The sequence below is a fragment of the Psychrobacter sp. H25 genome, from assembly GCF_059076335.1.
Window position 1 is genome coordinate 317,901 of sequence record NZ_JCACRV010000001.1, and the last position, 14,891, is coordinate 332,791.

Consider the following 14,891-nt stretch of genomic DNA (forward strand, 5'->3'; position numbering starts at 1 on the left):
AGACGTCTTAGAACAAATTCCTTCTTACCTCTAATTTAGCACAATATAAAGCCTAGACAAGGTTTAGTGATACTAAATAATAGCATTCGTATCATTATTTCCTATATTTACAATTTATTTGTACAAGCAACATAAGATACGTCCAATCACAAGCTGCAACACTCTGTAGTAATAAGCTATATAACTGATATTGAGCTGCACATTATACTCAGTCATTATAGTGAAATATTTTGTAATACCTTTACATGAACATTAACCCCGCCGACACTCATGTCTACACTGTTTGGTTACTTTGAGAGCGTTGTGTAACAGGAATTCGAAGTTTTGCAGGTTGGTGTAGCAATTATTACAGTATCTATGCAATCTTTACATAACGGCAAATAAAAAGCGCATTCCAAGGGGTGACTTTTACGGCCAAAATTGTTTTAATCTCCTCAACAAAATGATGGTTTAAAAAAAGCATAACTATCATTTTTTACGGGCGAGTTACTTTACACTTTAGGAGAATAATTATGAAACTTATTAAACTTACAGCTATCTCTGCTGCTGTTCTAGCATCAACTGCTGCATTAGCAGCTGATCCGGTTATCGTTGTTGATAACAACGATGCGGTAGTATACGAAGCTGAGCCAGTTGCTTATCAAGCAGCAGAGCCTTCTTATGCATATAATTCTGACGCTGGTATCGTACGCAACACTACTGGTGCTGTTGTTGGTACTACCAAAACTTTATTTAACACTGTTACAAACCCAGCTTCTGTAAGCGCTGAGGTTGGTTCTTTGGGTTATGGTGCTAACGTTGGCTTTAGCGTTAACGAAAAAGTTGAATTACAAGCTGGTTGGGCTGGTGGCGATGTTGCTGACTTATTCGGTGGTGATTTTGACGCAAATGACATCAATTATGATGTTGATAGTGACTTTAGCAACCCGTATCTAGGTGTGCAATTGCGTCCTACTGGTAACTGGTTCACTATGGGTGCTGGTATCATCGTTCCTGACAACGATATTGATGTAAGAGCTAATGCTGAAGGCGACGGTTATTACAGCATTGATGGCAACAAATATTATGCTGGCACGGCAACTGCAGAGCAAATTCTTGAAGAGGATTTTGGCGGCCAAAATGTAGGTAACCTAGAAGGCTCTCTAGAACATCGCAATAAATTAGCCCCTTACTTAACTGTTGGCTTCCGCCCTAACATCACGAATAATTTCGGTGTATTTGGTGAAGTTGGTGCAGCATACTTGGGTAAAGTAGACGCAGATGTCCGCTATACTGGTGAAGGTGGTAACACTGTCGCAGCAAATCAAGCTGCTCGTGATGCAGAAAACGATTTAGAAGATAAAAACTGGCTAGAGTGGATGCCAATCGTTAAACTTGGCGCAACTTACCGTTTCTAATCTAATCACAGCTTAGATGCTGTCATTAGAAGAATCGAAGTATAAAAAAAACGACCCTGAAAAGGGTCGTTTTTTTGTTTCAAATAGGGTGCCATATTCTCAAAAAACTATGACGGTTTGCTGAGATTTTAATATTGTAATCTGGTAAATAGAATGAATGATACGAGTTTCATTAGTAGAGGTATCTTCCTCCATACCGTCAATTAAATCAGGTAAGAGCTCAGAATAATCCATCCCTAAACCTTGTGCTAATGTGTACTGGTGAACTTTTATAAAGCTTTCTTTTATTTGCCATAGTAACTTAGCCATAGAGTCACATTTGTTTGTTGGTAATGTCTGCAAAACAGCAATCTCATTATCGGAATAGAAACGCTGTGCGACGTGCCAAGCCACGTTATTGTGCTCTATGTCGATTCCAGCAGGACGATGGCGACTGATGACTAGAGCTATTTGACTCGGTGACGTCTTATTACTATTGCTATGATTTTTATCATGGGCACCTGTATGGCTAAAACAGACGTAATATTTACTGTCTATAAGTCGATAAGGGAAGCTCGACTCGTCTAAAGTGTCTTCGATGTCTAGTTTCTTAAGTAGGTTTTGTAGAAGGTGCCTGACGCCTTGACGCTGCTGCTCACGCCGTCTACGAGCCATGCTGCGTTTCGATGTGGGCTTTTGTAGAGATACATAATACCATTTACAATCACTCAGATTAGTAAGGTCTGTACATAATGGCCCAGATGATAACGACCGAACTGACGCGTACAGCGTGCTGTTTATATTCAGACAAGCTAATGACTCGCTCACCTTGGCAGTCACGCACCATATGTCATGACCGAGTTGAGTATATTGAATGTGAGTTATGTTTGAGGCTGGTATTATCATAATTAATCGTTAGGGATTTCAGTCAAAATGTAAGGTTTTTCAGATATCAAATTACTTGACGCTAATTCAAGGTAGGCCGTTCTTTAAACAACTGTCGTGCCCATGAGTTGCAGGTACCCATAGCGCTTATAACAAAATATAAAAAAGCCCAGCAATAGTATATTACTGGGCTTTTTTAAGGATCTAATAGTTTAACTATTCTTAGTAAGACAGCTCAGCACGGCGGTTTTGGGCATAGGCGTCTTCAGTATTGCCGGCAGCAGCAGGGCGTTCTTCACCATAGCTGATAACACGGATGTTGTTGGCAGTGACCCCTTGAGCAGCAAGATAGTTACGTGCTGCTTGTGCACGGCGCTCACCTAGGGCCATGTTGTATTCACGGCTACCGCGCTCATCGGTATGACCTGCGATCACAACACCAGCCGCTGGATTTGAGTTTAGTAGACTCACATGCTGGTTAAGGACACTTGCTGCTTGTGCAGTGATTTCGCTACTATCAAAGGCGAAATAAACCACTGCTTGTAAGTTTTCTGCACCAGTAATTACAGCGTTTGAGTTATCAACAATAACGGCACCATTGTAGCCAACTTGACCACCTGGAATACCTAGCGGAGCTACCACAACTTCAGAGGTAGAGCGTTTGGTAGCACAACCTGTGGTTAGTGCCACAGCGCTTGATAGCACAGCAAGAACAGCGATCTTAGAAAAACTGATTGACATGACGAGCTCCTGAAATTTTAATTGAATTTGTTTTTTTAAACTGCTTACCATAAAGCTTGAGCAATCTCTCCTATCATATACTAACTGTTAATTTATGTAAGTATTTTTACTGTAAATAACCATAGATAGAATCTATATCACCAACGATGCTTGCCCCAATTCTCTGGATTTGCCCAGTAATCAGCATTGAGCCAGTTTGGTAGTTTTTTATAATCATATAAATTGAACTGCCAAAGTGTCGCTGACACTGTGGATGAGGTGATTGATTCAACTTGATTAGCATCCAAGGATGGCTCGCTTAAAATATCAAACGGTGTAAATCCATAAGGTTTTAGATCTATCGAGCTATCAAGAGCAACCAGTAGATGTGCTGCATATAGATCACGATAGCGCATGAGCGCAGGAATATATTGTTGTAATGTCTCATGGGACAGGGAAGGTAGCCAAAAACAGGCAAGCTCATAACGCTTAGGTAGATGCTGTTTGGTAAGTTCTGATAAAGTCGATATATGCCACGATTGGACTGGCACATTGCTGTTATCTGGTAAAGTCTTTAGCTGTGTTTGCAGCGCTGATAATTCTGTTTTGTCATGTACAACCCATAACAGCTCAGTGGTATCATCAGTCTGATCCCCCGTTGTTTGTGCCTGCTCATCAATTGAGGTGTCATGTGAGCTATCAAGTGATGGCATAAGGGCATCGACATAGTCTCTAAGCAAAGGTAGAGTGATCTTTGAGGTTTTGGCAGTATGTGTTGTCATATTATGGGCCGTTTATTGAAGGTGGGTCATAGGTGTGTTTATTAAATCATTTTAAGCGACATTATCCAATTGATAACTCGCGTCCATTTGTTTATTTGATTTTTAGATCAACGCTCGCTATGAATTATGCGAGTAAGCATAGCTGCATAGAAAAGGCGCGTATTATCTGTAAATGATAACTCAGTTATCTCAATGTCTACACTTGAAATTTAAGGGTTTAGGTCAATCTAGCTATCAGGCTAGTAAAAATAGTCAGACTAGCGGTAATAAGGTGACAGTGAGGTGACAGTCCCTTATTAATAAGCAATATCAAGCAATACATGCCATCAACTTAAGTATAAGCCTGATACAAACAAGATTATTTATAAATAACAGATAGTAAATGACTATTTATAAACGTCAGGCAGCTACAACAGTGTGAGCTTGAATGCGATACGTATTTTAAAAAAAGCAATAACAACAGTATTAATATCAACCATCTATATAATCAATAATAGGAAATCATATGTCCACTGCTGAAACTGATGCTCAAATTATCAATCCTGATATGCCTGATGTACCACCGCATGCACCTAGCAAAATTAACTTAAAAGATTATCAGAAGCCAAGTTTCGATGTTGAGACGGTTCATCTGGACATCAAGCTATTTGAAGACCATGCACTAGTAAACAGTACACTTGAAATGACGCGCCAAACCATAGGAGATATTGTCTTATTTGGTGAGTCGTTAGAGCTATTAGCCCTTACTATGAATGGTAACGAGCTAACAACTGATCACTACAGCCAAGAAGACGGTAAGCTGATAATTCATGATGCCCCTGATGAGGTTGCCTTAGATATTCAGGTGCGTATCTGCCCGCAGACCAATACCGCGCTCGAAGGTCTATATATGGCGGGTAGCGGTGATGACACCATGTTCGTGACCCAATGCGAACCAGAAGGCTTTCGCAAGATTACTTTTTATCCTGATCGTCCTGACGTGCTGGCGATATTTACCACTCGATTGGAGGCAGATAAGCGCTATCCAACCCTATTGGCCAATGGCAACTTAGTTGAAGCAGGCGAGGTCACTGATGCGCCAGAGCGTCATTATGCAATCTGGCAGGATCCCACCAACAAGCCAAGTTATTTGTTTGCTTGTGTCATCGCTGATTTGGATGTGCTGACAGATTCTTATACGACGAGTGAAGGTCGAGAAGTCTTACTAGAAGTGTATGCAAAATCTGCCGATATCGATAAATGTGATGTTGGTATGCAAGCGCTAAAAGATTCTATGAAGTGGGATGAGGTTAATTATGGGCGCGCCTATGATTTAGACCGCTATATGATCGTTGCCGTCAGTCAGTTCAACATGGGTGCAATGGAGAATAAGGGACTTAATATCTTTAACACGGCTTGTGTGTTATCTAGTCCTGAAACCACCACCGACGCACGTAGCTTTAGTGTGAAAGCTATCATCGCCCATGAGTATTTTCATAACTGGACAGGTAACCGAATCACTTGCCGTGACTGGTTTCAGTTGTGTTTAAAGGAAGGCTTTACGGTCTACCGTGATCAGTCATTTTCAGCGGATCAGCAGTCAAGTGCTGTGCAGCGTATCGATGATGTAGCCACACTGCGCGCACATCAATTTGCTGAGGATGCAGGCCCATTAGCCCATCCGGTACGTCCAGAGAGCTTCGTTGAGATCAATAATTTTTATACAACGACTGTCTACGAAAAAGGTGCTGAAATCGTACGTATGATTGCGAACACATTAGGGCCAGACGATTTCCGTACAGGAACAGACGAGTATTTCCGCCGTTATGATGGGCAAGCCGTAACTGTTGAAGACTTTTTGTCCGCACTTAGCATCACTAATGAAAAAGTCGAAGACTTCATCGATTGGTACCGCCAACCTGGTACGCCAGTATTATCAGGTCATCAAACCTATGATAGTACCGCACAGACGCTGACCATCACTTTGAACCAGCAGACACGTCATGTTAGTGGCTTTAATGCGCCAAAACCACTGCCGATACCTGTAGCAACGGCACTGTTTGACAAAGAGTCTGGCAGTATTGTTGCTGAGCGTATGCTGCTGCTTGACCAAGCAACGCAAACCTTTGTGTTTGATAATATGACAAGCGAGCCAGTGGTTTCTTTGTTGCGTGATTTTAGCGCACCAGTACAGCTCAATTATGATTATCAAGATGAAGACTTAGCATTTTTGCTCAAGCATGAAACCAATGGGTTCAATCGCTGGCAAGTGACTCAGATGCTAGTCAATCGTATTTTGCTGCAAGGAAAAGGCGAAAAGAGTAGCCCTGATGTGTATCTAGAGGCATTGGAGCAATCGTTGCCTGTCTTGGCAGCTGATGATGAAATGTTGGCGGCAAGGCTACTTGATATTCCCTCAGCACAGGAGCTGGCTTCTGCTATCTCTAAGGATTACAATCCAGCGTTAGTCAAAGAGCAGCGTGATGGACTATATCAACAAGTAGCAAACAGACTCAAAGACCAATGGGCAGTTTTGTACAATAATCTGCCAATGCAGTCCTACGAAGACAGTGCTAAATCTCGTGGTATCCGAGCTTTGCGTAACGTTGTACTTGATATGGCACTGACTGCTAATGTTGACGGTTCAGCAGACTGGGCGCAGCAGCAGTATGATCGTGCCAGCTGTATGACTGAGCGCTTTGGTGCACTCAAAGTAATGGTCAATCATCAATTGGCAAATGCAGACCATTATCTTGCTGATTTCTATCAGCGTTTTCAAGCAAATGATCTGGTTATCGATTTGTGGTTTAGCGTGCAAGCTGCCGCTGATAGTGTGACGCCTGATGTGGTCAAATCGCTACTTACGCACACAGATTTCGATTGGAATACGCCTAACCGTGTTCGTTCAGTCATTAGTGCCTTTAGCTCGCAACCAACAGTACTATGGACGGCAGAAGGTCTAAAAATGTATACCGATGTTATCAAACAGTTAGATGACGCCAACCCTGTATTGGCATCGCGTTTGCTACAAGTACTAGCACGTTGGAATACATTGGCTGAGCCACATCGTCAAATGGCACATGAACAGCTACTAGACTTACAAAAGAATGTATCATCTAAACATGTGACTGAGAGTCTAGACAGTGTGCTGGGCGCGGCAGACGATTGATTGTGAACCGTAATGCAACGATACAGTCTATGATATAAAAGCAAAGCCAATCCTATTTTAGGATTGGCTTTGTTTGATTGAAAATTACTATTTATTGCTCATTGCTCATTGCTCATTGCTCATTGCTCATTGCTCATTGCTCATTGCTCATTGCTCATTGCTTACTGAGCTTTAGAGTTTTTTTATAGCGTGCTTATAGAAAAAGCCCGTTTGGCACTTGATTATTAGTGCCAAACGGGCTTTCCACTTTTACTAGACAATTTTCGCTAGACAGTCGGTAATCGTTGAGACCGATTAGCGGTTTGGTAAGACGTCTTTTACCATATCATGTAGACTACGTAATGCTGTAACCGTGCTGTCCCAATCTAGGCAACCATCAGTGATAGATTTGCCATACTCAAGTTGACTCAAGTCAGCAGTTAGCTTTTGATTGCCGCCTTTTAGATGGCTTTCGATCATCATACCGATAATTGACTTATTGCCGTTTTGAATCTGCTCAGCAACGTTGTTGATGACCATCGGCTGTAGGTACGGATCTTTACCTGAGTTGGCATGGCTCGAGTCAATCATGATCTTACTGTTGGTTTTGCCTTTGGCCAGCTCGTTTTCAACTTGAGCAACTGCAGTTTCATCATAGTTAGGCTTACCGTTACCACCGCGTAGTACCACATGTGCGTAAGGGTTACCTTTCGATTTGATGATAGAGACTTTGCCATCTGAAGACAGACCCAAGAAACTATGTCCTTCTTTAACGGCTTGCATCGCGTTGACAGCAACCGTCATGCCACCATCAGTACCGTTTTTGAAGCCCACTGGACAAGATAGGCCTGAGCTCATCTCACGGTGTGTTTGGCTTTCGGTAGTACGGGCGCCAATTGCCGACCAGCTGATCAAATCCTGCATGTACTGCGGGGTGTTTGGATCAAGTGCTTCAGTGGCGCAAGGAAGCCCTTTTTCGTTGAGATCAAGCAGTAGCTTACGTGCAGTGCGCAATCCTTTTTCGATATCAAAGCTGTCGTTCATATCAGGGTCATTAATCATGCCTTTCCAGCCAACCGTAGTACGGGGCTTCTCAAAATAGACACGCATGACTACAAATACGCTGTCTTCGATCTCTTTTGCCAATACGGCTAAGCGATCAGCATATTCATGTGCCGCCTTGATATCATGGATAGAACAAGGTCCAATGACCACAAACAATCGTTTGTCTTTGCCGTCCAAGATGTTTTGGATAGTGTTTCGACCGTTTAGGACGGTTTTATAGGCTTCATCTGATAGAGGTAGCTCAGTTTTTAGCTCAGCGGGCGTAATCAAAGGAATAAATTTTTCAATATTCACGTCGTCAATATCTGCATTATGGGTAACTGATGTTGTCATGGTTATATATCGTCTAGCTGATTTATAGGAATATTCATTATGCGGACAAAATGTTTGGTTGACAAGGGTAGTCAGGCAGTTAATTGACTGATAACTGGAATGAGGAATCTAAAACTTAGTTATACTTCCATGCATTTAGGGTGTGTTTTCCAAAATGAGATACGTCTTAGCATTGTATTTAAAACTGCAAATGCACGTTTGGGATTTATTTTTTCTATCTATTAATAACGACTAATCTAAATTTGTACGGTCGATACTCAGATTTTATAGCTTAGGTTTCAGAAATGGAGTCTCATAGCTTAGGTTCTATAAATTGGGTTTCACGTGCGAGTTTAGCTATTTTTATCATCGTCACGTATGATAGCGACATCAGCGGTAGGTGGCTAAAATGTTACTTTAGAGATATGGTAGACAGACCTGTACATCATCTGTGAATACTTATCACTGATTTGTGGCGTTATATTTTATAATAGCGGTTTATTTTTATTCTTTAACACTGAGAGCTTGTCATGACAGATTCTGCTACGTCTCATTCACATACTGATTTAGTCAGCCAGACAGAGGCGGACTCTCAAAGACCGAACAGACACCTCGCACCGCTAGTCATAGGTATCGTGGCAGGCGAAGTGTCTGGAGATAGCTTGGGTGCAGATTTTATGCAGCAGATGAACAATCTGCGTGATGATATCGTCTGGGTTGGTGTTGGTGGTCCCAAAATGCAAGCGCAAGGGCTGCAGAGTATTTTCCCATTAGAGCGTCTTGCGGTGATGGGACTGGTTGAAGTCATGTCACAGCTACCAGATTTGCTCAAAGCGCGTCGCGAGCTACTGAGTGCGTTTGGGGTGGCTAGTATTGATTGGTTTGTTGGTATCGACGCACCAGACTTCAATCTACGGGTATCCAAAAAGCTCAAGCCGCAAGGCGTATTCTGTGTACAGTATGTCAGCCCTTCTATTTGGGCGTGGCGTGAGTCACGTATCCACAATATCAAAGCAGCAACCAATCTGGTGTTGTGCTTGTTTCCATTTGAGCTACCGGTTTATGAGCGTCATAACCATCCGGCGATCTGCGTGGGTCATCCATTGTTACGAACTATCGATCAGACATTGATAGACACACCAATCAATCAGCGCCGCAGCGAGCTCGTTTGGCACAACGATGGATTACAGCAGTTTTTTATTGAACGGTTTGATGATGTGAGTCAGCTTGTTTGTGTGATGCCAGGTTCTCGGCGTGGTGAAATTACGGCTATTTTGCCCTTAATGCTTGATGGTATTCAAAAGTTAATACTGCTAGACCCTAAGCTGTGCTTTATCATTCCGACAGTGGATCAAAACCATCAGTATATTGTCCAAGAGGTTATAGATCAACGCTCAGAGCAGCTACGAGAAGCTATTGTGGTCGTTTATGACGACACCCAACCAGAATTTAGCCAGCAGGCCATGGCAGCTTCAGATATTGTGATGCTCGCCTCTGGGACAGCAACATTGGAGGCGATGCTGCTTGAACGACCGATGGTGGTGGTGTATCAATTAAATAAGCTGACCTATCAGATTGCCAAACGTTTGGTAAAGGTGCCTTATGTGGCATTGCCGAATATACTTGCTGGTGCGCCAATTGTGCCTGAGCTTATACAAGAGCAGGCAAGCGGTGACAATATTTGCCGTACCGTGATGCGTCTACTGCAGCCACGTGCCTATGCTGAACAACTAAAGGATTTACTAGCGACAAAGCAGTCATTACAGCAGCAAAGCAACCATGAACCAGCAAATAGTGTGATTGAGCAGTGGTTTATGCAAAATACTAAGATGATCAATCCTACCTAAACAAGAAAGACTTTTTAACATGATGCCTATTCAGCACAGTACAGATCAACATAGTACGGATCAACACAATATAGAAAACTCAATTCAGACAGTTGATATCAAGATCGAAAATATCGATGTCAAAGGTCAGTATATTCAACTGCTAGCACCCATACATTTATATGGGCAGATGAATACTTCGGAGCTCCTCACTCACTATTTCACCAATGATAAAGAAGCTAAGCAGACAGTACTGCAAATTGGTGTCGATGAAGCAGGGCGTGGACCATTACTGGGGAGCGTTAATGTTGCTGCTACAATACTGCCGCCGATGTGGTCAGGACTGATTGAGGAGCAACCACTCAAAGACACACCATTGTCAATACTGACAGACTCAAAAAAATTGAGTGAAAAAAAGCGAGATATCCTTTATCCGCTGGTCAAACAGCATGCCACAGGGTATGTCATCGCTGACATACCAGCAGCAGTCATCGATCAGGTAAATATATTGCAGGCAACCATGCTTGGTATGCGGCTGTGTACGGAGACGTTATTAAAAATAGTTTTTAAAAGTATTTTAGCGGCCACAGTCGCTGAAGACGCATTGCCTAATAACGTAAAGATTGAGGTGCTGTTCGATGGCAATCGTTGCCCTGATCTGAACCCCGCTATATTTGACGAATTAGATATGACGCTATCTGGCGTTGATTGCCAAGCGTGGGTGAAGGGCGATGCGCGCCATACGAGTATTGCCGCCGCCAGTATATTAGCAAAGGTGAGCCGTGATGAGGCCATGTACAGCCTTGATGCGCAATATCCAGAGTATGGTATTGCTAAACACAAGGGCTACCCGACGCGCGCTCACATGGAAGCAATTGACAGATACGGTGTGCTATCAGCACATAGACGTAGTTTTGCACCAGTACGAAAGTCGCTAGAAAGTAGATAAACGCAAAACAGCGAGCATTTTAATCATCACGAATGTACCGAAATCCCATAACAATCAAGCGACATATATTATGAATTAATAGACTGTTTTCTAGAAATAACGAGCAAAAGTCCATAAAGTATATTACAATATATTCATACCAATACAAAAACCTGTAAAATCAATAACTAAGCTTTGGTTTAATTTTTTATTTCCACTATGATTTATATACATAACTATTTTATAGGATAAAAGATGACAGCTCATATCCCTCAAAAAAACCTCGCTTCAGTACTATTTTTAACAGTGTTTTTAACGGCTTGTGGTGGTGGCGGTGGAGACTCCGATAGCAGCTCTGTACCTAATGACCCACCGAGTGAAACACAAGAAGATATCGTATCAGAACCAATTACTTCAGTACCTATCACAGCGTCGCCCGATGAAGAGGAAGAGTCAGCCGGAGATGTACCAGACAATACAAATAAGGAACCCGTAGACAACAACGCACGAGCAGCATTAAGTGCTAATAATCAATTCAGTCTGGCCAGAACCAGCTGTGGTCTAAGTGGTCTCTCTGGTGATACAAAACTGGACGATATTGCGATTCAGCATGCAAACTATATCAAATATGTATTTGCTAATAGCACACCAACCACCTTCAATGCCCATGTCGAAAATGAAATCAGTGATATTGCTAGCGTCACAGGCGACAACAATCCATTCTTTGGTGGCTTGGACTTCTCAGATAGATTGTTAAATGCAAACTACAGTAATGCACAATATGGTGCGACAGAAAATATCGCTCAATCTGTCTATTACAGCTCAGCAGGTAATTTCTTGAGTGTAGATATGGTGGCAACCTCAATGGCAAAATCATTGCTAGCCGCACCGTATCATCTGCGTTCTTTGATGCTGCCAACGTCGAGTCTGATCGGCACAGGGATGGTTACTTACAAACCTAATGCCAAAAATCCAACCCTTAATCAAGGCTATGTCTTAGTAAGCCATGCCTCAGCGACAAGAGCGACAAGAAATAGGTCCGTATCAGGTGTCTTTACTTATCCATGCGAAGGGGTGACTGGTACAGTAACTGCGCTATATAATGAGTCGCCAAACCCTGTTAGAGGAACTGGTCGCAATTTGCGTACTGATCCTATCGGACAGCCTGTTTATGTGAGTATGCCATCAGCAGATAAAATCAAAGTCAGTAACATCAAGTTCCGTGATACTCAGCGTAATACTGATGTACCGATTCAGTTGATTGATTTTGACAATGATCCGTACAGCAATACCAACTACGAGCTACCAGAGAACGAAGCTTTTATATTACCGTTGACCGATGCACTCAAAAGCTGTGAAGTTAAGCGTCGTGCGGACCAGAGTCAACAATGTGGTCTTTATGGTAATACAAAGTATCAAGTGAGCTTTGATATATTGGTTGACAATCAAGCTTCTGAAACCCAATCATTTACGTTTACCACAGGTCAAGTAAATTATTAGTAGGTAAACTAAAACACCAGTTCGGCTATTGAGACGATAGGGTAGAATAAGGGCTGAAACAGATAACTGGTTCAGCCCTTATTTTGTAAAACACCTTTGACTATCATTGAGCGTGTTATACAACTAATCATTAGCAGTTTTGACTTTAGAACGAGGAGTCTGGCTGTTGCAAAAAGGCTTTTTCATCATTGGTTGAGTCGCGTCCTAACGCCTCGTTGCGATGCGGATAGCGCCCAAATTGATCAATAATTTCTTTATGGCGATACTCAAAGTCCAATGTGGTTGGATCATTCAACTGCTGAAATAGCGGCAGATAACGGTCATGAATCAGTGCTGATTCAGAATGCATAAATGGAATGATGATGAATCTGCGCCACTGCATCGGCAGCGTATCAAAGTAGGGCTGCTGAACCGCTTCTTGTGCCAGTACTATTGCCATACCGTCTTGAGCAAAAGCGTTCGCTTGACCGCGGTATAGGTTGCGTGAAAACTGATCCAACACGATAATCTCTGCTAATCGTCCTGCCAGCGCCGTAACCGAGCTATTACCGTCCAGTGAAGACTCCGCAATACGCCAAGTGACGCATTCACCTTGCACGGCTGCCTGCCAAGTACTATAGAACTTATCCGCTATCTGCTTATCAAAATGATCATTTTGTTCAAACCAACAGGCTTCATTGTCTTCATTAAACCAAAAATCCAACACTGCACGTGCCTCAGGATCGAGATGAGTCAAATCTATGTCTTTTGGGTCTAGTTGAGAAGAATGAGATCGGCTGGCAGAGGTGGAATAATCGGTTGAGAGTGCCATAAGATATTCTAATTATGATGAATTTAGTCTACTATAGCGCAAATATTTATATCTGTCTGTCAAGATACCAACAGCAGAGTGTCTATTAGGTAATCTATTATGAATGCAAAAAATCTAGAAAATTCTACCAACACAACACTACCACCAACCCCATATTATGTGCTCGATGAAGCGGCCATCGTCGCCAATATGAAAATCATCGCGCGTTTGTGTGAGTTGTCTGGAGCCAAGGCATTACTAGCGTTGAAATGTTTTGCTACATGGGGCGTGTTCGATGTGATGCAGCCTTATCTGCATGGTACGACCTCATCGTCGCTCAATGAAGTTAGATTGGGATATGAAACCTTTGGTGATAATACCGAGGCGGGTAGCCAAGATAAAAAAGAAACACATGCCTATAGCGTTGCCTACAGTGCAGATGAACTGCCAGAAGTATTGAGATACGCTGACAAGATTATTTTTAACTCAATCTCTCAGCTCAATGCTTTTAAAGACCAAGCAGCGGCGCAAAATATTCCCGTCGGTTTACGACTAAATCCTAAGACCAGCAACTCATCGTTTTTGATTGCTGACCCTGCGCGTCCATTCAGCCGCCTTGGTGAGCATGACAAAGACAAAATTGCAGCGGTGCTTGGTGATATCACTGGCGTTATGATTCATAACAATTGCGAAAACGACAGCTTTGACGCTTTTAGTGAGAGTTTGGCTGATATTGAAAACAGATTCGGTGATGTATTAGCACAGCTTGAGTGGGTGAGCTTGGGCGGCGGTATTCACTTTATCGCGCCTGATTATCCACTAGAAAAGCTCGCTGACAGATTAAAAGCATTTAGCGAGACGTATGGCGTGCAAGTCTATCTTGAGCCGGGTGAAGCAAGTATCCATGGTGCGGGTACGCTGGTCACTACTGTCCTAGATACGATGCATAATCAAAAAAACTTAGCCGTCGTTGATGCCTCTATCGAAGCACATATGCTTGATTTACTGATTTACCGTGAGTCAGCACCGATTGCTGCGATCAATAATGCTGCTGTTGATATCGCACCTATTGGTAATCCAGCGGAAGCTGCACCGTCTGAAGCTAATGCTGAGTCAGCAGACCATACGATTATCTATGGTCGTTCTTGCTTGGCAGGCGATATCTTTGGTGAGTATGCATTACCAAGTAACTTACAGATAGGGGATGAGATTGCCTTTGGTAATGCCGCAGGCTATACGATGGTGAAGAAAAACTGGTTCAATGGGGTCAATATGCCTGCAATTGTGATTCGTCGTTTGGACGGTCGTATCGATATCCAGCGTGAGTTTGATTACCAAGACTACAAAGCCAGCCTGTCTTAAGGGTTAGTTTTTTAAACAATGCTATTGTCGGTTTGTGATATTTTTAAGTATTAAAAAACAAAGACTTAGTTTGTATTAGTGAGTATTTTAGTATCTCTGCTTTTTATGCATATTTTTTACCGATAAGGGAATAAAAATTGTTATAATCGCCTCGGGCAAATACTGGAGTGGTATTTGCCCGACGGGTGCGTGGGTTTTCCTCGGTCTTCCTTTTTAAT

The 14,891-nt window shown here is 42.5% G+C and carries 11 protein-coding genes; 6 read left to right on the forward strand and 5 right to left on the reverse strand.

Features of this window, described 5'->3' with window-relative positions; translation table 11 throughout:
• Positions 1-512 precede the first annotated feature (512 nt).
• Positions 513-1,397 carry a hypothetical protein gene (locus tag AC5JPO_RS01270; protein ID WP_493851949.1) on the forward strand — a complete coding sequence of 295 codons (885 nt, stop codon included), beginning with the start codon at positions 513-515 and terminating at the stop codon, positions 1,395-1,397.
• A gap of 99 nt (positions 1,398-1,496) precedes the next feature.
• On the opposite strand, the gene AC5JPO_RS01275 is transcribed toward AC5JPO_RS01270, so the two are convergent.
• The 3 genes from AC5JPO_RS01275 to AC5JPO_RS01285 all read right to left on the reverse strand — a co-directional run bounded on the left by AC5JPO_RS01275 (position 1,497) and on the right by AC5JPO_RS01285 (position 3,763).
• The gene (locus tag AC5JPO_RS01275; protein ID WP_493853091.1) at positions 1,497-2,051 is read right to left on the reverse strand and encodes a 4'-phosphopantetheinyl transferase family protein; all 555 of its coding nucleotides are present in this window, start codon (positions 2,049-2,051) and stop codon (positions 1,497-1,499) included.
• Positions 2,052-2,483: 432 nt separating this feature from the next.
• Positions 2,484-3,002 carry a peptidoglycan-associated lipoprotein Pal gene (gene pal / locus AC5JPO_RS01280; RefSeq protein ID WP_319051540.1) on the reverse strand — a complete coding sequence of 173 codons (519 nt, stop codon included), beginning with the start codon at positions 3,000-3,002 and terminating at the stop codon, positions 2,484-2,486.
• A 137-nt stretch (positions 3,003-3,139) separates the two neighbouring features.
• Positions 3,140-3,763 carry a DUF6231 family protein gene (locus tag AC5JPO_RS01285; RefSeq protein WP_493853092.1) on the reverse strand — a complete coding sequence of 208 codons (624 nt, stop codon included), beginning with the start codon at positions 3,761-3,763 and terminating at the stop codon, positions 3,140-3,142.
• Positions 3,764-4,268: 505 nt separating this feature from the next.
• On the opposite strand from AC5JPO_RS01285, the gene pepN reads away from it, so the two are divergent.
• On the forward strand, positions 4,269-6,911 hold the full coding sequence (gene pepN, locus AC5JPO_RS01290) for an aminopeptidase N (RefSeq protein ID WP_493853093.1): 2,643 nt from the start codon (positions 4,269-4,271) through the stop codon (positions 6,909-6,911).
• A 294-nt stretch (positions 6,912-7,205) separates the two neighbouring features.
• Here pepN and AC5JPO_RS01295 read toward each other — a convergent pair whose 3' ends face one another.
• A complete protein-coding gene (locus AC5JPO_RS01295; protein WP_319051542.1) occupies positions 7,206-8,288 on the reverse strand; it encodes a 3-deoxy-7-phosphoheptulonate synthase in 1,083 nt (360 codons plus the stop codon).
• A 509-nt stretch (positions 8,289-8,797) separates the two neighbouring features.
• Here AC5JPO_RS01295 and lpxB point away from each other — a divergent pair.
• From lpxB to AC5JPO_RS01310, 3 genes are all read left to right on the forward strand, one after another.
• A complete protein-coding gene (gene lpxB, locus AC5JPO_RS01300) occupies positions 8,798-10,114 on the forward strand; it encodes a lipid-A-disaccharide synthase (RefSeq protein WP_493843032.1) in 1,317 nt (438 codons plus the stop codon).
• A 19-nt stretch (positions 10,115-10,133) separates the two neighbouring features.
• A complete protein-coding gene (rnhB, locus tag AC5JPO_RS01305) occupies positions 10,134-11,042 on the forward strand; it encodes a ribonuclease HII (protein WP_493843033.1) in 909 nt (302 codons plus the stop codon).
• A gap of 234 nt (positions 11,043-11,276) precedes the next feature.
• Positions 11,277-12,521, forward strand: a complete 1,245-nt coding sequence (locus AC5JPO_RS01310) for a CAP domain-containing protein (RefSeq protein ID WP_493843034.1) — start codon at positions 11,277-11,279, stop codon at positions 12,519-12,521.
• A gap of 145 nt (positions 12,522-12,666) precedes the next feature.
• Here AC5JPO_RS01310 and AC5JPO_RS01315 read toward each other — a convergent pair whose 3' ends face one another.
• Positions 12,667-13,332: a DUF924 family protein gene (locus AC5JPO_RS01315; RefSeq protein ID WP_493843035.1), complete on the reverse strand. Its 666-nt coding sequence runs from the start codon at positions 13,330-13,332 to the stop codon at positions 12,667-12,669.
• A gap of 99 nt (positions 13,333-13,431) precedes the next feature.
• Here AC5JPO_RS01315 and AC5JPO_RS01320 point away from each other — a divergent pair, with 99 nt between their 5' ends.
• Complete coding sequence (locus tag AC5JPO_RS01320; protein WP_493843036.1) at positions 13,432-14,673, forward strand: carboxynorspermidine decarboxylase; 1,242 nt, start codon at positions 13,432-13,434, stop codon at positions 14,671-14,673.
• Positions 14,674-14,891: the final 218 nt, after the last annotated feature.